Origin of the sequence: Fictibacillus nanhaiensis, assembly GCF_049537595.1 — a bacterium.
GTDB classification, from domain to species: domain Bacteria; phylum Bacillota; class Bacilli; order Bacillales; family Fictibacillaceae; genus Fictibacillus; species Fictibacillus nanhaiensis_F.
In genome coordinates this window covers 667,166-685,509 of sequence record NZ_JBMULM010000001.1, presented here as the reverse complement: position 1 = coordinate 685,509, position 18,344 = coordinate 667,166, and the positions used below count along the sequence as shown (strand labels likewise).

Here is an 18,344-nt window from a genome sequence, read left to right as displayed (position 1 = left end):
TTGGAAATTTAAACATTCTTTAATAAAGTACTTAGAACCAAAAAACTCTCCGCTCAAGTCTTGAGCAGAGAGTTTATTATTAGTCCTTACTATATTCCAACATACCGCCAGTCATATTCTTGACCTTATATCCATGATCTTGCAGGAAATAAGCAACATTCTCACTGCGGCGTCCGGAACGGCAGACGATGATATGTTCCTCGTCTTTGTTTATTTCATCTAAACGAACAGGTATCTCACCCATTTTGATATGCGCTGCCTCTGGGATCTTTCCTTCAGCAACCTCTTCATCTTCGCGAACATCAATCAGAGAAATCTTTTTTCCTTCTTGAAGCAATTGTTTTACTTCTGACGGTGAAATTTCTTTTAGTTCTTCCATGAACATATGCCTCCTTTAATTCGCAACGATATTCACAAGCTTACCTGGAACTGTAATAACTTTGCGAATCGTCTTTCCTTCAATACTTTGTTGAACGGATTCATCTTTTAGAGCAGCTTCTTCCATATCAGATCCACTGATGTTTGCGGCAATCGTCATCTTCGCTTTTAATTTACCGTTCACTTGGACTACAATTTCAACTTCATTCTCTACAAGTTGAGCTTCGTCCCAAACTGGCCAAGATGCATATGCGATGCTTCCTTCTCCACCTAGCAATTCCCAAAGTTCCTCACAAATATGCGGAGCGATCGGGGAAAGCATCTTAACAAAACCTTGCATGAAATCTTTTGGAAGAACTTCTTGTTTATTTGCTTCATTTACAAAGACCATTAATTGTGAAATGGCTGTATTAAAACGCAGTCCTTCATAATCTTCAGTTACTTTCTTCACCGTCATATGATAGAGACGATTGAAAGCTTCTGTTCCATGTGTATCTTGAATCGACGGATTGATTTTCTCTCCATCTTCAGCAAGAAGCAATCTCCATACACGATCCAAGAATCTGCGAGCACCATCTAAACCAGTTGTGCTCCATGCAATAGAAGCATCAAGTGGCCCCATGAACATCTCATACAAGCGTAGTGTATCTGCGCCATGGCTCGATACGATCTCATCAGGGTTAACTACGTTCCCTTTAGATTTACTCATCTTCTCATTATTTTCTCCAAGAATCATTCCTTGGTTGTAAAGTTTTTGGAAAGGTTCTTTTGTCGGAACGATCCCAAGATCATACATAACCTTATGCCAGAAACGAGCATAAAGAAGGTGCAACACTGCGTGTTCCGCTCCACCAATATAAATATCAACCGGAAGCCAATGCTTAAGCTTCTCAGGAGATGCTAATTGCTCTTCATTTTTCGGATCGATATATCGAAGGTAATACCAGCAGCTTCCCGCCCATTGTGGCATCGTATTCGTTTCACGACGTCCTTTCTTTCCTGTTTCAGGATCTACAACGTTTACCCACTCTTCAACGTTAGCAAGTGGAGATTCACCAGTACCAGAAGGTTTGATCTCTTTAACAACCGGTAGTAGAAGAGGAAGTTGATCTTCTGACACTGTCGACATCGTGCCATCTTCCCAGTGGATGACCGGGATCGGTTCGCCCCAATAACGCTGACGAGAGAACAACCAGTCACGAAGACGATAAGTGATCTTCTTCTCACCTTTTTTGTTCTCAGAAAGCCAATCGTTCATCGTTGCAATCGCTTCTTCTTTTTGCATTCCATTTAGGAAATCTGAATTAACGTGTTCACCATCACCTGTGTACGCTTCTTCTGCCACATTTCCGCCGGCAACCACTTCAGAGATCGGAAGTTCAAACTTCACTGCGAACTCGTGATCACGTTCATCGTGCGCAGGAACTGCCATGATCGCACCCGTTCCATAGCTTGCTAGTACATAGTCTGCAATCCAGATCGGAAGGTTCGCACCTGTTACAGGATGAATCGCATATGCCCCTGTAAACACACCAGATTTTTCTTTAGCAAGTTCTGTACGTTCCAAATCAGACTTTGTTTCTACTTGTCTTTGATAAGCCGTTACTGACTCTTTTTGGTCTTCTGTTACAATATCGTTTACTAGTTTATTTTCAGGAGCTAGCACTAAGTATGTTGCACCGAAAAGTGTATCTGGTCGTGTTGTGAAAACAGTGATCTTAGAAGAATGTCCATCCACATCAAAGTGAACTTCAGCTCCCTCTGAGCGCCCGATCCAGTTTCGCTGCATATCTTTCAAGCTCTCGGGCCAATCTAGTTCATCTAGATCTTCTAATAATCTGTCAGCGTATGCCGTAATCTTAAGCATCCATTGTCTCATAGGTTTACGAACGACAGGATGGCCTCCGCGTTCACTCTTTCCATCGATGACTTCTTCGTTCGCAAGTACCGTTCCAAGTGCTTCACACCAGTTCACAGGTACTTCATCTACATACGCAAGTCCTTTATTATAAAGCTGGATAAAAATCCATTGTGTCCATTTGTAATAAGAAGGATCTGTTGTGTTAACTTCACGGTCCCAGTCATAAGAAAAACCAAGCTCTTTAATCTGTCTGCGAAACGTGTTGATGTTCTTTTCTGTAAATTCTGCTGGATCGTTTCCTGTATCAAGCGCATACTGTTCGGCAGGAAGGCCGAAAGCATCCCATCCCATCGGATGTAGTACGTTGTATCCTTGCATACGCTTCATTCTAGATAGAATATCTGTCGCCGTGTATCCTTCTGGATGACCTACATGAAGGCCTGCTCCAGATGGGTATGGAAACATATCTAGCGCGTAAAATTTCTTTTTATCATATTCTTCTTTTGTTTGGAACGTTTTGTTCTCATCCCAGAACTGCTGCCATTTTTTCTCGATTGTTTTGTGGTTATAATACATAACCGATCCTCCTTAGAAAACTGTACTTTAAAAAACAAAAAACCTCCCGCCCCTAATAAACATTAGGGACGAAAGGTTAGTTAACAATTTAAACCTGCCGCGGTACCACCCTGATTAATGCAACGATCGCATTCACTCGGAAACATACCTTAACGCGGCGAACGGCAAGCATTACTACATTCACACTTGCAACTAAAGGGTGAGTTCAAAAAAGTCCGGGTTGACTTGCACCAGCCGTCAACTCTCTATCATTCCATTCTTTTTTTACTATTCCCTATCATCGTTATTAAAAATTTAGATGCTAATTTGTATTTTATGAATAACTCCCTAAATTGTCAAGGTTGTTTAGAAATATAATAACCTTATTTTACCACTTTTAAACAAAGCCTATATCGTCATAAGCCTTATCTTGACAAATATTAAGGTGCTGTTTAATGTAATGTTAACTGTTATTATTTTTACGTTAACATTAAAAAGGGGTGCAACAGACATGCATGAAAGCAATCAAAAACTGAAGATGTCGCTATACGCAGCACTTATGGCTGGAATTACAGCGATTCTAGCCCAGCTGACCATTCCACTGCCATTAGTTCCGATTACAGGACAGACTTTAGCGATCGGGCTTTGCGCAACAATTTTAGGTCGTAAATACGGCACGTTAGCAGTAATGATCTACGTCGCTATGGGTGCGATAGGTCTCCCTGTTTTCTCTGAGGCTAAAGGTGGCTTTATGGTATTGATCGGTCCAACAGGAGGCTATATCGTTGGATTCATCATCGCCGCTTATATCACTGGCCTTATTTTAGAAAAGACAAGTTTTACTCTTCTGCCTGCTGTTGTTGCAAACATTGTAGGTATGGTGATCACACTTGTGTTCGGTGCCGTTCAATTAAAGTTCATCGCAAGTCTAAGCTGGGAACAAGCGATGAGTGGTGGTGTTATTCCGTTTCTCCTTGTAGGTGTAATCAAAGCCCTATTAGCAGCTGTTCTTGGCGTGACGATCAGAAGAAGGTTAATGTCTGCGAAACTGCTTCCAAAAGAAGAAACAAGAGCTGCTTAATTCAATAAAAACCGAAGAGACCGTGATCATCACATCACGGTCTCTTCGGTTTTCGTTATTTATAAACCTCAAGAAGCTTGTTGAGGAACTTCAGTCTGCTGTATAGCATGCCGATTCTTGCTGTATATAATCGTTAAAATAAAGGCAAGCACCATCAAGCCTATAATCGTTTGAAACAACACGGATATGTTGAATAGATCTGCAATCATTCCTCCAAACAACGGACCGAGCATCCTTCCGCCTGTGGCAGTAGAATTTACGATTCCTTGATAGAATCCAGCCCTGCCTTCAGGAGCTAACTCTGCTGCGATGGACGGAACACCTGGCCATACGAGCATTTCGCCTATAGTGAGAACGATCATGGCTATCATAAAGCCACTAAAGTCTTTTGCATTTCCCACCATCACGAAAGAAATAACAAATATACAATAACCGACCAAAATTTGCGATGTTGTGGAGTGAAGCCATCTTTTCAGGAAGAGATTGACTAGTGGCTGACCAAGAACGATAAACACACCATTAACAGTCCAAAGCAAACTGTACATCTTTAAAGTTACCCCTAGTGATTGCGTATAAGCAGCGATCGTAGACTGCCATTGAACATAACCGATCCAAGCTAACAGATATCCTCCGCATAAAATCAATAGTGCCATAAACGCTTCTTTGTTATGAATTCTTTTTCGTTGAGAAAAAACGGTTTGCACAGATGCTTCTTCTGTTTCATCAATGTCTTTAAAGCCGAGCAACACAATAATAAAAAATACAAAAGACAGAGCTGAACAACTGATGAATGATAGTGTAAAAGAATATGAAGCTGCAAAACCCCCAAGAGCAGCCCCGAGCGCTACCCCTACGTTCTGTGCAATATAGATTCGGTTAAATGCTTTCCTTCCACCCTCTTTCCACATCGTACCTGCTAATGCATACATAGATGGAAAGACGATTCCCATTCCAAATCCCATAAAAACAAGAAGGATACTGTACATCCAGAAATCATGAAACCAAATTAGTAAAAAGGAAGTCGTAAATGAAATGGAGACTCCGAGCATAATCGTCTTGTAGCCTCCTAATTTATCAAACAGCAATCCTCCCGTTAAGTTACCGATGATACCGGCGCCTGAATTAAGTAATAGAACAATCCCTGCTACGGTAAGTGACTTACCGAGGTGTTCATGTATAAAGATCGTATTGATCGGCCACAAGAAACTTGAGCCCGTCACATTAAGTGCCATTCCAATAATGAGCAGCCATACTTTCGCTGGCATAAATATCCCCCGCTTGCTAACTAAGATGTCATAAACCACTCTGTATTTTATTCCTTTTTCCTGCACTTTACAATTTGAAAGTACTGACAACTCACTTTGCCGCTAACAGTGCGAACATGCTACAATGTCATATGGTGCTCATCACCGTATAAAGGAGTGAGAAAGATGGCACACCTTATGGAAAAGCCAGATTATTTTGGAGATAAAAGATATTACACGTGGAATCAGCATTTGAAATCCCATTTTGGAGATAAAATTATTAAAGTACCATTAGATGGAGGATTCGATTGTCCGAATCGTGATGGCAATGCCGCATTTGGAGGATGTACCTTCTGCTCTCAAAGTGGCTCAGGAGATTTTGCAGGAAACCGCCGTGATGATATCATTACACAGTTTCACACCGTTAAAGAACGAATGCATGCAAAGTGGAAAAAAGGGAAGTATATCGGCTATTTTCAAGCTTTTACGAACACTTATGCTCCTGTTGAACAACTTAAAGAGCTCTATGAAACCGTCCTCGAACAAGATGGCGTTGTTGGACTTTCGATTGCTACGAGACCTGATTGTTTACCGGATGATGTGATCGAATATCTTGCTGACTTAAATAAAAGAACTTACCTTTGGGTAGAGTTAGGACTTCAGACTGTACATGAACGAACAGCTCTGCTCATAAACAGAGCTCATGATTACGCAACATATGTAGAAGGCGTTGAAAAACTTCGAAAATATAACATTAGAGTGTGTTCACACATCATCAATGGATTGCCTTTAGAAACTCCTGAGATGATGATGGAAACGGCAAGAGAAGTTGCGAAACTTGATGTTCAAGGAATTAAGATTCATTTGCTTCATCTTCTAAAAAAGACACCTATGGTCAAACAATATGAACAAGGCATGTTAGAATTTCTTGATTTTGAAACTTATGTGAAATTAGTTTGTGACCAGCTGGAGATTCTCCCTCCACATATGATGATTCATCGCCTGACTGGAGACGGGCCATCTGATCTATTGGTCGGACCGATGTGGAGTTTAAATAAATGGAAAGTATTAAACGCAATCGAAAGTGAGCTTAAAAATAGAAATAGTTTTCAAGGGAAATTTTATAATACTACTGAGGTGAACACCCTATGAAATTAGAAGGAGTATTGCCGTTTGCGAGAACGCTTCTTCAATCGTTCTGTAAATCAGGGGACTTGGTCATAGATGCAACTTGCGGAAACGGAAACGACACTTTATTTTTATCAAAACTCGTTGGCGAGAGCGGGCATGTGTTTGCTTTTGATATTCAAGAGCAAGCGATCAAGAACTCAAAACAACGGCTTTTTGATCATCATGCAGATCATAACGTTACTTTTTTTCATGCCTCTCATAATGAGTTAACCACTCAGTTACCTAGTGATCTTCACACAAAAGTAACTGCTGCTATTTTCAACCTTGGTTACTTGCCTGGAAGTGACAAATCTATTACAACAACAGGATCATCTACCATCGGTGCTATTGAACAGCTCCTACAACTGTTAAAACCTGAAGGCGTAATTATACTCGTGATCTACCATGGACATGAAGAGGGCAAAAGAGAAAAAGAAATAGTTATGAATTATGTAAAACAGCTGGATCAAAAACAAGCTCATGTATTACAATACGAATTTATTAATCAAAAGAACGACCCGCCATTTGTCGTCGCAATTGAAAAAAGAGGCTGAGTTCAACTTTCTAAAAGTTGATTCAGCCTTTTTTCAGGACACAGAAACGGGTCGTCAAATATATACAGCGGGGTATTATGCATCATCAATCCAGAAATTTGAGCACGCAATCCAAAAATTTCGGATGTTTATCCACGAGATTCGCCTCTTAATCCAAAAGTTTTTGTCTTTTATCCACGAGTTTACATCCTCGACAAATTACGCGATAGTTATTATCATCACATACCCTCGCTAAATGCGAACCACATGGACTCAGCATTTCTTTTATGAGATAGAAGGTTTTAACCTTTGATATAATTTTCGATTTATATAGAAGAAGTAACTTGTTGCTCCTCCAACTTTAACAAGCTTAGCTGCCATCTTTTTAATTCCAGGACTCTCAGACACTTTTCGATCAGCGAGATAGATCCCTAAGAGACCTCTTTGGATCAGGCGATGAAACCTTGAGTTAGGCAAGTTCGCACAGCTTTTCTCTGCTTTTTCCGCAAAATAAACCATTCGTTCAAGCATGTGCTGATCATTCTTATAATAGGTACAAAAGTTTAGATCACCTTCCAATTTGTCTTCATTTTGATCAATAAAATAATCTAAAAGAATATGAAGACCCTGCAGCCATGGAAAGTATCCCTTTTTTATCATTGCAGCAGATTCTTTTGTAAAATTTCCTTGAAACGCATAGCTGACTAAACAAAAAATACCGAGCGTTGATCCTGCACAAGCTGAAAATTCGTACCAAGTAATATCCGGTAGAACAGATTGATACTCTCCGAACCAACTGATTAAGCGGGGCTCTCTCTCTTGTACGATTACATGTTTATGTACTTGCAAGTCACAATAGATCGAAGCAAGTCCGATTAGTTCACTTGCGATATTGGGATAAGCTTTCATCTCTGATAAAACGTTTTGACACGTATAAACTAGTTGATTTAAATAGCCACCGTCGTCCTGTTCTTCCCGATAACGATAATAATTAGTTGGAACCGCGCCCGGAGATAAGGCATGAAACATGCTCTCATGAAGAGCTCTAAAATCTTTCTCATTCAGTGAAGTGCTTCTGTCACAAAGATTATCTAAATAGTCGCTGATCGTTTGGTACGCCACTACAAACTCGATGGCTTTTTTGCGATGTTTCCCAGCTAGCAGTGTAAGGATAGCTCCCCCTTCACAGTGAAACATCTTATCAGAAATGCTGCTTACTGCCTGTTTTCTCAATTCAGGATTTGGAATCTTCTTGGCTCTATCATGCCAAGTTTTTAGCAGATGACTGACGGCCGGAAAAATATGTGTATAAACGGAATACATCAATCCCCAAGGGTGAACTGGAACTTTGTTCATAAGATGGCTCCTTTTGTTTATTTCTTCCTTACCTTTTCCCTAATGTACTTCACTATGCAGAAAAAGAAATTTTTTCACATAATTAAATACAAGATCTCTTTCAGGCTCGTTTAAAACTTCATGATAAAGTGATGGAAATTCTTTATACCATTTTTCGTCGAGTTGCACTGCGTTAAACCATTGCTTCACTTTCATTTTGTCAACGATTCGATCATCCCCTGCTTGTAAAAGCATTAATGGTACATTTGGGAAATCTTTATAATGATCGAAAACATGTTTTATCGAACCAATCAACTCTCGATACCACCTGACAGATACTTTCTTAACAATCAACTTATCCTCTTTATCACGTATACGTATCTCTTCGTTCCTCGTAGCACTGCCTTCAGGTAAATTGGTCGCTAACCTTACACTCGGAGCGAGTTTGTTCAATAGAACAGAAACCGCTTCTTTACCTTTTGATGGGTAATGCACTAAACCTAAACAAGGAGAGGATAAGATAACCGCTTTAACCGTAAGCCTTTTTTCCATCAAGGTTCTAATCACAGCTAATCCACCCATGCTATGACCTAAAATATATACTGGAAGACCTAGTTTCTCGGCTTCTAGATACCATTGTTCGATCGTTTGAATATAATCGTCGAACGCATCAATATGCCCTCTTCTTCTCGTCGTCGTTCCTTGACCAGGAAGATCGCCTGAAACACAATGCAGGCCTGCTTCGTTCAGTTGCTTGATAACCCAATCATACCTTCCGTGATGTTCGTTTGCTCCATGTACGACTACGATTGTTCCGATTGCATTTCTTTTTGTTTTCCATGTCCACATTTCTCCACCTTCTCTATTCATAAGACTTGGTGATTTGCTAAACTGTAGTTAGATAAATAATGATATTAGGAGTGTGTAACCATGATCTATCCATTTGGAGATAAACAACCTAAGATTTCAGAAACTGCCTTTATTGCAGACTATGTTACCATTACGGGCGATGTTCAGATTGGTGAATATTCTTCAATCTGGTTTAATACATCCATAAGAGGAGATGTTTCCCCGACTATCATCGGAAACTATGTAAACGTACAAGATAATTCCGTTCTTCATCAAAGCCCGAACCGCCCTCTTCATTTAAAAGACGGAGTTACCGTAGGGCATAGCGTGATCTTACATAGTTGTGTCGTTGAAGAGAACGCATTGATCGGAATGGGTTCACTCGTGCTCGATGGAGCTCACATCGGAGAAGGAGCTTTTATAGGCGCAGGAAGTCTTGTTCCACCGGGAAAAAAGATACCGCCGAACACCTTAGCTTTCGGCCGACCAGCTAAGGTGATCAGAGAATTAACAGAAGAAGATATTAAGGATATGAATCGAATCCGTCGTGAATATTACGAGAAAGGACAGTATTATAAATCATTACAGCCTAAACGTTAAACTCAATCAAGTTACCATCAGGGTCACTCACAAAAACTTGGTGCCACTCTGTTTTATTTGTTGGTTTATTAACATAAGGAATGTCATGAGCATCTAATGTTTTTAATAGCTTGTCCATCTCTGTAACTCTTACAGCAAAATGACCATCTCTGCTATCAATCTCTGTCGTATTTCTTTTTGCCTTACCCTCAGGATGGACAATTAAATGAAGCTGTGTGTCACCGATATCATACCAAACGCCTGGAAAATCAAATTGCGGGCGTTTTTTATTTTTTTCAAATCCTAAAATTTCTTCATAAAAACGGATAGATCGTTCAATATCTGTAACAAGTAGTGATACATGATGAATACCAGAGTACATATTCTTTCCACCTCAATATCTTTCATGCTGTTTTGCGTATAATTTTAACACAGTTGTCCTTGTTACGTGATTTCTAGATGGGATAAGTCATCAGTTCTTTTTATTGGATTTTTATAATTAATTCATACTGTCTTCATGTTCCCCTTACAATTGCGTTTTATTATTATAGTATCAACAAAAAAAGATAAGGGGGATATTTCATGACAAAAGTAATCGATTGGCTTTATGAAAAAGAGTGTACATTTTTCCGGCTTATTAATGGAAGACTGCACAGAAATTCAATGGATCATTTCTTTCACTTGTGGACACATCTTGGTGGTGCTACAGCCACTATATCAACCAGTCTTCTGCTTCTGTTATTTCTCCCTATGCATTTAAAGTCATGGGGCATCGTTTGTATGCTGTCATTATTGATCAGCCACATTCCAGTTGCGATCTCTAAAAAGATGTATCCGAGAAAGAGACCTTATTTAAGTCTTCCAGATACAAACATCGGCGAAAATCCATTAAAAGATCATTCATTTCCGTCAGGTCATACAACTGCTGTATTTTCAATCGTCACGCCTTTAATACTATTGAATCCTTTTATCGGTATCTTTTTATTGGTTGCAGCCCTTTTGGTCGCTATCTCCCGTATGTACTTAGGCCTTCACTATCCATCTGATGTACTTGCAGGGATGATTCTAGGCATCAGCTCCAGCTTCTTTTCTTTATTTCTAGTAAATAGCTTTATCTTGCCTTACTTCTTATAAAAGGAGATGAAGAAATGAAGCTTGCCCTTTTTTCTGATACGTTCCACCCGCAAGTTAATGGTGTTGCTCGTACATTAAAAAGACTTACAAGTTATTTAGAAACAAATGAAGTTGACTATAAAGTAATCATGCCCTCGTTTGAAGTGAGCCTCAAAACAGAACAAGAACAATATTATGCAATGAAAAGCCTGCCACTCTTTTTATACCCCGAGTGCAGGCTCGCCATTCCCCATTTGCGAGCAATGAATGGCGAACTGGACAAATTTAAGCCAGACCTCCTTCACGTTGCTACACCTTTTAACATCGGACTATTTGGAATGAGATATGGGAAGAAAGAAAAGATTCCCATGGTCGCTTCTTATCACACACATTTCGACCGCTATCTTGTACACTACCATCTTGATATATTACTTCCCTTACTTTGGCGCTATCTACAATGGTTTCATAGACCGTTTGAAAAAATCTTTGTTCCGAGTGAAGAAACGAGAAATGTTTTGTACTCAAAAAGCTTTACAAATGTTGAAATATGGTCAAGAGGAGTTGACTGTGATATGTTCACACCTCAATATCGTGATTACTCTGTCAGAGAAAAATATAACATTACACAGAAGTATATCTTTTTGTTTGTCGGAAGACTTGCACCAGAGAAGGACCTAGATGTATTACAAGATATGATAAACAAGTTACCTTCTTCTTTAAAAGAGTGTGTACATTGGTTAATTGTCGGCGATGGCCCTAGTCGAAACGTTGTTGATCAATGGGAAAAAAAGCATTCAAATGTAACCTGTACAGGTTATCTATCCGGAGAAGAGCTTGCACGTGTTTATGCTTCTGCCGATCTTTTCGTCTTCCCCTCTTCTACAGAAACGTTTGGCAATGTTGTTCTAGAAGCGGCTGCATCTGGATTACCTGCCATCGTATCGGATTCAGGGGGAGTAGCTGAAATTGTTCAAGACGGTGTTACGGGTCGAATCTGCAAAGCTAGAGAACCTGATTCATTCATCCAAAATATCGTTTCTATTATGGAAGATCCAATGCTCTTAGGTTCTATGAAAATAAAAGCAAGAAATTACGCGATGACAAATTCTTGGTCATCTATTTTTGGGAATCTTTTGATGCAGTATGAGGAAGTTATTTATACGAAGAAGAATAAAACTAAAACGATCATTGCGTAGCAGGCGCAGGATAATAAGATACGAAAATAAGAGGATATCTCAATATTAAGATATCCCTCTTTTTTAGTTTTTGTATCCCCCTGATAAACATTAGTCGTTCAAATGTGTATCAGAGGGACACCAAGAATTTTATACGAGGTAATCACAATTATATCCTTAAATAAGGTAGATACATTTTCCCGTAAAACTTCTGATTAATTTTAAAGATCTTCCTAAACTGACAGATCACTACAAAAAAGCAGACTTCCATAAGGAAGTCTGCTTTAAGATATCATTAAATATTCGCTTGTTTCTTAAGCTCTGCAGCTTTATCAGTGTTCTCCCAAGGAAGGTTGATGTCAGTACGTCCAAAGTGGCCGTATGCAGCAGTTTGCTTGTAGATTGGACGGCGAAGATCAAGCATCTTGATGATTCCAGCCGGACGAAGATCGAAGTTGTTGCGAACTAACTCAACAAGAACTTCTTCAGAAACTTTACCTGTTTCAAACGTGTTAACAGCGATTGATACCGGTTGAGCAACACCGATTGCATATGCAAGCTGAACTTCAACTTTGTCAGCAAGACCAGATGCAACGATGTTCTTCGCAACATAACGAGCAGCATAAGCAGCAGAACGGTCAACTTTAGTTGCGTCCTTACCAGAGAATGCACCGCCACCGTGACGAGCATATCCACCATAAGTATCAACAATGATCTTACGTCCAGTAAGACCAGCGTCACCTTGAGGTCCACCAATTACGAAACGGCCTGTTGGGTTGATAAAGTATTTTGTGTTCTCATCGATTAATTCAGCAGGAACAACTGGCTTGATTACTTTTTCTTTCACGTCTCTTTGAATTTCTTCAAGCGTGTTTTCAGGGTGGTGCTGAGTAGAAATTACGATTGTATCGATGCGAACAGGCTTATCGTTTTCATCGTATTCAACCGTCACTTGAGTCTTTCCATCTGGACGTAAGTATGGAATCTCTTCAGTCTTACGAACTTCTGTAAGACGGCGAGATAATTTATGAGCGAGTGAGATTGGAAGAGGCATAAGCTCTTCTGTTTCGTTACAAGCAAATCCGAACATTAGACCTTGGTCACCTGCACCGATTGCCTCGATTTCAGCATCTGTCATAGAACCTTCTCTAGCTTCTAGCGCTTGGTCAACACCCATCGCGATATCAGCAGATTGCTCATCGATAGAAGTTAATACTGCACATGTTTCAGAATCAAAACCATATTTTGCACGGTCATAACCGATTTCTTTAATTGTCTCACGAACAACTTTTGGGATATCTACATAAGTAGAAGTTGTGATCTCACCTGCAACAAGTACAAGACCTGTAGTTACAGAAGTTTCACAAGCTACACGAGCATTTGCATCATTAGCTAAAATTTCATCAAGAATCGCATCTGAGATCTGATCACAGATCTTATCTGGATGGCCTTCTGTAACGGATTCTGATGTAAATAAACGACGACTAACTTTTTTGGACAAGTTAATATCCTCCCTTTAACTGCTTTCAGTATGATACGGTACTTTATTCTTATCTATTTTACACAGTTTATGTTCTTAACCTGAAAAAGGCATAAAAAAAGCCCTTCCCTGTTTCACATACATTACGAGGGAAAAGGTTTCTAAAACCATAATGCCTTCAACCTCTTATTGTCCAAGGTTATTTTCACCTTGCAGGTTAGCACCTTTTCATTTCTAGTGGCTTGTATTTACCACTTTCATGTCGGTTGCTGGGTTTCATAGGGCCTGTCCCTCCACCTACTCAGAATAAGAGTAGCCGTTCTCGAAATATGATAGCGTAATGATCACTCTCTGTCAATAGAAAACCCTATGAATAGCAATAAGTTTGGAGTATTATATTCTATATAATGAAAGCGTTTGAAATAAGATGGACATTTCGCATAATTTTGTTCTTTTTTTAGGAAGTAAGAACTTTTTTGATGCACTTTCATAAAATAGTATACATTATTTAATTCAATGTGTTATACTAATTTTCGAATATATCACTCTAGGATAAAGGATGGTACTGTCTCATATGAATACTTTGGAATTTACGACAACCTTAAACGATCTTGTGACCCGTGAAACAACTCACCAGAACTTACCTGTTCCGGTTTTAGTAGAAAAATCTCTTCAGCGCAACGAGGGCATCCTTACATCCACAGGAGCACTTCAAGCTACAACGGGGAAATATACAGGCCGTTCCCCTGAGGATAAATTTATCGTTGAAGATGCTTCAATTAAAGATTCAATCGATTGGGGAAAGGTAAATAAGCCATTTTCACCAGAAAACTTTGATAAATTATACAAAAAAGTCCTCCAATACTTAGGAAATAAAGAAGAATTATTCGTATTTAAAGGGTTTGCTGGTGCAGACCGCGAGTATCGCCTTCCTATCCAAGTAATCAATGAGTATGCATGGCATAACCTTTTTGCTCATCAAATGTTTGTACGCCCGAACCACGATGAGCTAGATACTCATGAATTTCAATTCACAGTTGTTTCAGCGCCAGGATTTCAAGCTAATCCCGCTGAAGATGGAACAAACTCTGAGACGTTTATTATCGTTTCCTTCGAGAAGAAAATTGTTCTGATCGGTGGAACTGAATATGCAGGTGAAATTAAAAAATCTGTATTCTCTGTTATGAACTACATTCTTCCTGAAAAAGGCATCCTATCTATGCACTGTTCAGCAAATGTTGGGAATGAAGGAGATGTAGCTTTATTCTTTGGACTATCTGGAACTGGAAAAACTACTCTATCAGCTGATCCGAATCGCCGCTTGATCGGGGATGATGAGCATGGTTGGGCTAACACTGGCGTCTTCAATATTGAAGGTGGATGTTATGCTAAAACAATCGATCTATCGAAAGAAAAAGAACCACAGATCTGGAATGCGATTCGATTTGGAAGCGTTTTAGAGAATGTTATGATCGACCCAGTAACGAGAGAAGCTGACTATAAAGATTCTTCACTAACAGAAAACACACGCGCTGCGTATCCTGTTGATGCTATTCCAAATATTATTCAACCAAGTGTTGCAGGACACCCGAACACGATCATCTTCTTAACAGCTGATGCATTCGGCGTGCTTCCTCCAATCAGCAAACTGACTAAAGAACAAGCGATGTATCATTTCTTATCAGGGTATACGAGCAAACTTGCAGGAACTGAAAGAGGCGTAACATCACCACAAGCTACGTTCTCAACATGTTTTGGTGCACCATTCCTGCCACTCCCTGCTACCGTTTATGCTGAGATGCTCGGTAAGAAAATCGATCAGCACAACGTTCAGGTTTATCTTGTTAACACAGGATGGTCTGGTGGAGAGTACGGCATCGGAAGCCGTATGAATCTAGGTCACACGCGTGCAATGGTGCAGGCTGCTTTAGAAGGCGAACTTGCTTCTGTTGAAACAGTCGTTGATCCTATATTCGGGCTTCATATTCCAACACACTGCCCTGGTGTACCAGATCAAGTTCTTCAGCCGAAGAAAACGTGGAGTGATCAAGACGCTTATGAAGTTAAGGCGAAAGAGCTTGCTGGCCAATTTAATGCAAACTTTGAAAAATTCAAATCTGTTTCAACTGAAATTTCTCAAGCTGGACCGCTCGTTTAATACTAATCAATATGTGACCTTCCATTCTAGCAATGGAAGGTTTTTTTATTTGTCGAAATCTTTTTGTTGTAAAATGACATCCGTGTCACTTATTATAGTGACATGGATGTCATTATAATTCTAGGAGCTGAATGATTTGGAACATTCTTCAAACAAACTTTTTAGCAATAAACCGTATCGATTATTAATTTCTTCTCAATTAATCTCGAATCTAGGTGACTGGCTGTCACTTTTAGCTGTTTTTACACTTGTTGGCCTAAAATGGAACGCTACACCTTTTGAGGTATCTTTAATCGTATTATCACTTGCAATTCCCATGACTTTATTAGGTCCCCTCTCAGGCGTATTCGCTGATCGCCTTGAAAGAAAATACATCATGATTGCTTCGGACGTTGCAAGGGGCTTCATCATTATGGGATTGGTTTTCGCAGAAGATTTATGGCATATTTACACACTATTATTTTTGCTCGGCATCTTTTCTTCGATTTTTAATCCTGCTAAAAACGGAAAGTTAAAAGAAATTGTTCCAAATCACCACATGCAACAAGCAGCGTCTATTAGCTCATTGATTGAAAACGGTACTAAGATTATCGGACCTGCTTTAAGCGGTTTTCTTCTTGCAATATGGGATATACAAATCATCTTTATCATTGATTCCCTCTCTTTTTTCTTATCTGCTTTTTTACTCATTAAATTACCAATCAGTCATTACACTCAACAATCTAACAATGGAACTGAAAAAAAACAAAAGCAAAGTATTGTACAAGAATTAACAGAAGGTTTAGCCTATATAAAATCGGTTCCCTTTATCTTCTATGGCATCATTTTGATGGCAGTGATGATGTTTGTGCTACAGATGGCAGACTCACAGTTTGTCCTATTATTTAGGGAACTTAAAGAAGTCTCTTCTAGTCTTATTGGAACAGTAATGGCGGCTTCTGGGGGAGGCTTCATAATTGCGGGTCTTATACTTACTAAAATCCAAATAAAAAGACCAGTTTATAGTATGATTGCTGGCTGTTTCATATTAGGTCTTGGTTTTGGAACCATTGCTTTATTAACTCAGTTTCAAACACCCTATCCTTTTATATGGGCCTCCCTTCTGGCTTGCCTAGGCTCATTAGGAGCTGGTTTCGTCTTTATTCCCTTTCAATCCACGGTACTGCAAGAGACCCCTGCCGAAATGAGCGGACGGACTCTTGGAACGATTGGAAGTATCATGATGTTTTCAAGTTTAGTCGGTCCTCTGACAGGTGGAATAATTGGTAGCTATATAGGAGTTACTTCATTATTCCTCTTATCATCTAGTGGATTATGTATCATAAGTGTGATAGCCTTTTTCTTAAGGAAACCATTTGGAAGGGAAAAAGAAGTGTATGTCACCCAAAGTAACAGAGAGCCACAAAGAGCAACGTAGACGCAGTATCCTGGATGCAGCGAAAGAAATCTTTGCAAAAAAAGGTTACGAGGCTTTTGTTATGCAAGATGTTATTAATGCTGTTGATTTAAGTAGAGGCGGTGTATATTCTTATTTTTCTAGTAAAGAAGATTTGTTTGAATCTTTATTAGAGTCTATGCACGAGTCTTTTCAGAATGGAATCAAAGAATTAGCTGACAATCCTTCTATATGGAAATCGATCACGAATGAATTTGATAGCTTTAAAAAGATGAAAGATACCACGGATCCTTTTACAGCCGTACAAATAGAATTTTTTCTGATCAATCGGAGAATACCAGAAAAGAGTGCTTACTTTAAGCAGCGTTACCAATTTGCGATAAATCAATTTGTCTGGTTGTTTGAGCAAGGAGTAGAACGTGGAGAGTTTAATCCTAAATATCCCTTAGAAACAATCGCTAGATACTATATAACTTTTAACGATGGCATTCATATTTCAACTGTATTCGTAAATAAAAAAGATATCGATTATGATCAACAAATTGATATCTTCTTAACACAACTAGCCAACATGCTTGGTGTTAGAACGAAAAAATGAAAGGAGCTGAAATCTTATTCAGCTCCTTTTCCATGTCCTTTCATCCATTCACACAATGCATATGTAATCTTTCTGTTCTCTTTTGGCGGAAAATAATGTGTGTATTCTGGATAGATCCATGTTTCGCATGGTTTTCCAAGTTCTTTTAATCTTTTTTCAATCTTAAGTGTATGCACCACACTCACATTTTCATCCTTCATGCCATGGATGCAAAGTAATGGTGTGTCTAATTTCTCACAATAGTTAAGTGGCGATCTCCATTTAAATTCTTCTGGATATTTCTCTGGAGTTCCTCCGATAACTCTTTTCATCATTCTCCGCAGATCTTCTCTCTCGTCATATGTGATCGCCATGTCAGTCACACCGCCCCATGTTACGACAGAACGAATTTCCGGATATTTTATAGCTGTAAATAAGGCCATAGGACCGCCTCGAGAAAAGCCAAACACATGAATATACTCAGGATCTACTTTAGGAAACTGCTTTAATACCTCAAAAGCGGCAAAAGCATCTGTTCGATCTTCTCCTGCAAAATCTTCGTTGCCTTCTCCCCCTTGATTTCCTCGATAATAGGGAGCCATAACAACAAAACCTTGTGAAGCAAACTGGATGATCCTAGCAATTCTGACCATTCCAACGGACTTGATTCCACCTCTAAGATAAAGAAAGCCTGGAAAAGGCCCTTTTCCTTCTGGTAAAGCTGCTAGTCCTTTTATTTTCAATCCATCATTTAAATACGTGACTACATACAAGCGAATGGTAGGATGTGGTGAAGGAAATCGCTGCCACTCTATCATTTTTGCTTTTTTCATTCCTACACTCCTTTATTTTTGTGGGCA

Annotated in this window: 17 protein-coding genes, 1 riboswitch and 1 other annotated feature; of the genes, 9 read left to right on the top strand and 8 right to left on the bottom strand. The window is 39.4% G+C overall.

Annotated elements, in window-relative coordinates; all coding sequences use genetic code 11:
* Positions 1-79: 79 nt before the first annotated feature.
* Complete coding sequence (locus ACOZ9X_RS03390; protein WP_144698497.1) at positions 80-379, bottom strand: rhodanese-like domain-containing protein; 300 nt, start codon at positions 377-379, stop codon at positions 80-82.
* 15 nt (positions 380-394) lie between these two features.
* A complete protein-coding gene (gene leuS, locus ACOZ9X_RS03385) occupies positions 395-2,815 on the bottom strand; it encodes a leucine--tRNA ligase (RefSeq protein WP_423417025.1) in 2,421 nt (806 codons plus the stop codon).
* Between the two features lie 61 nt (positions 2,816-2,876).
* Positions 2,877-3,105 (bottom strand) — a binding site (T-box leader).
* A gap of 200 nt (positions 3,106-3,305) precedes the next feature.
* Between leuS and ACOZ9X_RS03380 the strand changes: the two genes are divergently transcribed.
* Complete coding sequence (locus tag ACOZ9X_RS03380) at positions 3,306-3,875, top strand: biotin transporter BioY (protein ID WP_423418213.1); 570 nt, start codon at positions 3,306-3,308, stop codon at positions 3,873-3,875.
* A gap of 68 nt (positions 3,876-3,943) precedes the next feature.
* Here ACOZ9X_RS03380 and ACOZ9X_RS03375 read toward each other — a convergent pair whose 3' ends face one another.
* Positions 3,944-5,140 carry an MDR family MFS transporter gene (locus ACOZ9X_RS03375; protein WP_423417024.1) on the bottom strand — a complete coding sequence of 399 codons (1,197 nt, stop codon included), beginning with the start codon at positions 5,138-5,140 and terminating at the stop codon, positions 3,944-3,946.
* Positions 5,141-5,305: 165 nt separating this feature from the next.
* Between ACOZ9X_RS03375 and ACOZ9X_RS03370 the strand changes: the two genes are divergently transcribed.
* Positions 5,306-6,271: a TIGR01212 family radical SAM protein gene (locus ACOZ9X_RS03370; protein ID WP_286166154.1), complete on the top strand. Its 966-nt coding sequence runs from the start codon at positions 5,306-5,308 to the stop codon at positions 6,269-6,271.
* Entirely contained in the window at positions 6,268-6,843 is a 576-nt protein-coding gene (locus ACOZ9X_RS03365; protein WP_423417023.1) for a class I SAM-dependent methyltransferase, read from the top strand. Before ACOZ9X_RS03370 ends, ACOZ9X_RS03365 begins: the two co-directional genes overlap by 4 nt.
* A 264-nt stretch (positions 6,844-7,107) precedes the next feature.
* Here the strand turns inward: ACOZ9X_RS03365 and ACOZ9X_RS03360 are convergent, their stop codons facing one another.
* A complete protein-coding gene (locus ACOZ9X_RS03360) occupies positions 7,108-8,178 on the bottom strand; it encodes a tetraprenyl-beta-curcumene synthase family protein (RefSeq protein WP_423417022.1) in 1,071 nt (356 codons plus the stop codon).
* A 39-nt stretch (positions 8,179-8,217) separates the two neighbouring features.
* The gene (locus ACOZ9X_RS03355) at positions 8,218-9,006 is read right to left on the bottom strand and encodes an alpha/beta hydrolase (protein ID WP_137788582.1); all 789 of its coding nucleotides are present in this window, start codon (positions 9,004-9,006) and stop codon (positions 8,218-8,220) included.
* Between the two features lie 81 nt (positions 9,007-9,087).
* Between ACOZ9X_RS03355 and ACOZ9X_RS03350 the strand changes: the two genes are divergently transcribed.
* Positions 9,088-9,606, top strand: coding sequence for a gamma carbonic anhydrase family protein (locus ACOZ9X_RS03350; protein ID WP_137788581.1), 519 nt, complete (start codon positions 9,088-9,090; stop codon positions 9,604-9,606).
* On the opposite strand, the gene ACOZ9X_RS03345 is transcribed toward ACOZ9X_RS03350, so the two are convergent.
* Positions 9,596-9,967, bottom strand: a complete 372-nt coding sequence (locus ACOZ9X_RS03345) for a VOC family protein (RefSeq protein WP_137788580.1) — start codon at positions 9,965-9,967, stop codon at positions 9,596-9,598. The genes ACOZ9X_RS03350 and ACOZ9X_RS03345 overlap by 11 nt on opposite strands.
* A 200-nt stretch (positions 9,968-10,167) precedes the next feature.
* Here ACOZ9X_RS03345 and ACOZ9X_RS03340 point away from each other — a divergent pair, with 200 nt between their 5' ends.
* The gene (locus ACOZ9X_RS03340; protein ID WP_137788579.1) at positions 10,168-10,719 is read left to right on the top strand and encodes a phosphatase PAP2 family protein; all 552 of its coding nucleotides are present in this window, start codon (positions 10,168-10,170) and stop codon (positions 10,717-10,719) included.
* 14 nt (positions 10,720-10,733) lie between these two features.
* A complete protein-coding gene (locus ACOZ9X_RS03335; RefSeq protein WP_423417021.1) occupies positions 10,734-11,894 on the top strand; it encodes a glycosyltransferase family 4 protein in 1,161 nt (386 codons plus the stop codon).
* 274 nt (positions 11,895-12,168) lie between these two features.
* On the opposite strand, the gene metK is transcribed toward ACOZ9X_RS03335, so the two are convergent.
* Entirely contained in the window at positions 12,169-13,374 is a 1,206-nt protein-coding gene (gene metK, locus ACOZ9X_RS03330; RefSeq protein WP_423417020.1) for a methionine adenosyltransferase, read from the bottom strand.
* A 162-nt stretch (positions 13,375-13,536) separates the two neighbouring features.
* Positions 13,537-13,666, bottom strand: a riboswitch (SAM riboswitch).
* Positions 13,667-13,927: 261 nt separating this feature from the next.
* Between metK and pckA the strand changes: the two genes are divergently transcribed.
* From pckA to ACOZ9X_RS03315, 3 genes are all read left to right on the top strand, one after another.
* Positions 13,928-15,511 carry a phosphoenolpyruvate carboxykinase (ATP) gene (gene pckA, locus ACOZ9X_RS03325; protein WP_423417019.1) on the top strand — a complete coding sequence of 528 codons (1,584 nt, stop codon included), beginning with the start codon at positions 13,928-13,930 and terminating at the stop codon, positions 15,509-15,511.
* Positions 15,512-15,647: 136 nt separating this feature from the next.
* Positions 15,648-16,928 carry an MFS transporter gene (locus ACOZ9X_RS03320; RefSeq protein ID WP_423417018.1) on the top strand — a complete coding sequence of 427 codons (1,281 nt, stop codon included), beginning with the start codon at positions 15,648-15,650 and terminating at the stop codon, positions 16,926-16,928.
* Positions 16,888-17,505, top strand: coding sequence for a TetR/AcrR family transcriptional regulator (locus ACOZ9X_RS03315; RefSeq protein WP_423417017.1), 618 nt, complete (start codon positions 16,888-16,890; stop codon positions 17,503-17,505). Before ACOZ9X_RS03320 ends, ACOZ9X_RS03315 begins: the two co-directional genes overlap by 41 nt.
* A gap of 14 nt (positions 17,506-17,519) precedes the next feature.
* Here ACOZ9X_RS03315 and ACOZ9X_RS03310 read toward each other — a convergent pair whose 3' ends face one another.
* Positions 17,520-18,317, bottom strand: a complete 798-nt coding sequence (locus tag ACOZ9X_RS03310; RefSeq protein ID WP_423417016.1) for an alpha/beta hydrolase family protein — start codon at positions 18,315-18,317, stop codon at positions 17,520-17,522.
* Between the last annotated feature and the right edge of the window lie 27 nt (positions 18,318-18,344).

What these genes read in the sequence shown, in the direction of transcription:
- ACOZ9X_RS03335 (WP_423417021.1), top strand. Translation starts at nt 10,734, where the DNA reads ATGAAGCTTGCCCTTTTTTCTGATACGTTCCACCCGCAAGTTAATGGT.
- ACOZ9X_RS03310 (WP_423417016.1), bottom strand. Translation starts at nt 18,317, where the DNA reads ATGAAAAAAGCAAAAATGATAGAGTGGCAGCGATTTCCTTCACCACAT.
- ACOZ9X_RS03340 (WP_137788579.1), top strand. Translation starts at nt 10,168, where the DNA reads ATGACAAAAGTAATCGATTGGCTTTATGAAAAAGAGTGTACATTTTTC.
- ACOZ9X_RS03380 (WP_423418213.1), top strand. Translation starts at nt 3,306, where the DNA reads ATGCATGAAAGCAATCAAAAACTGAAGATGTCGCTATACGCAGCACTT.
- ACOZ9X_RS03375 (WP_423417024.1), bottom strand. Translation starts at nt 5,140, where the DNA reads ATGCCAGCGAAAGTATGGCTGCTCATTATTGGAATGGCACTTAATGTG.
- ACOZ9X_RS03350 (WP_137788581.1), top strand. Translation starts at nt 9,088, where the DNA reads ATGATCTATCCATTTGGAGATAAACAACCTAAGATTTCAGAAACTGCC.
- ACOZ9X_RS03355 (WP_137788582.1), bottom strand. Translation starts at nt 9,006, where the DNA reads ATGTGGACATGGAAAACAAAAAGAAATGCAATCGGAACAATCGTAGTC.
- ACOZ9X_RS03315 (WP_423417017.1), top strand. Translation starts at nt 16,888, where the DNA reads ATGTCACCCAAAGTAACAGAGAGCCACAAAGAGCAACGTAGACGCAGT.
- ACOZ9X_RS03370 (WP_286166154.1), top strand. Translation starts at nt 5,306, where the DNA reads ATGGCACACCTTATGGAAAAGCCAGATTATTTTGGAGATAAAAGATAT.
- pckA (WP_423417019.1), top strand. Translation starts at nt 13,928, where the DNA reads ATGAATACTTTGGAATTTACGACAACCTTAAACGATCTTGTGACCCGT.
- ACOZ9X_RS03365 (WP_423417023.1), top strand. Translation starts at nt 6,268, where the DNA reads ATGAAATTAGAAGGAGTATTGCCGTTTGCGAGAACGCTTCTTCAATCG.
- ACOZ9X_RS03345 (WP_137788580.1), bottom strand. Translation starts at nt 9,967, where the DNA reads ATGTACTCTGGTATTCATCATGTATCACTACTTGTTACAGATATTGAA.
- ACOZ9X_RS03360 (WP_423417022.1), bottom strand. Translation starts at nt 8,178, where the DNA reads ATGAACAAAGTTCCAGTTCACCCTTGGGGATTGATGTATTCCGTTTAT.
- leuS (WP_423417025.1), bottom strand. Translation starts at nt 2,815, where the DNA reads ATGTATTATAACCACAAAACAATCGAGAAAAAATGGCAGCAGTTCTGG.
- ACOZ9X_RS03390 (WP_144698497.1), bottom strand. Translation starts at nt 379, where the DNA reads ATGGAAGAACTAAAAGAAATTTCACCGTCAGAAGTAAAACAATTGCTT.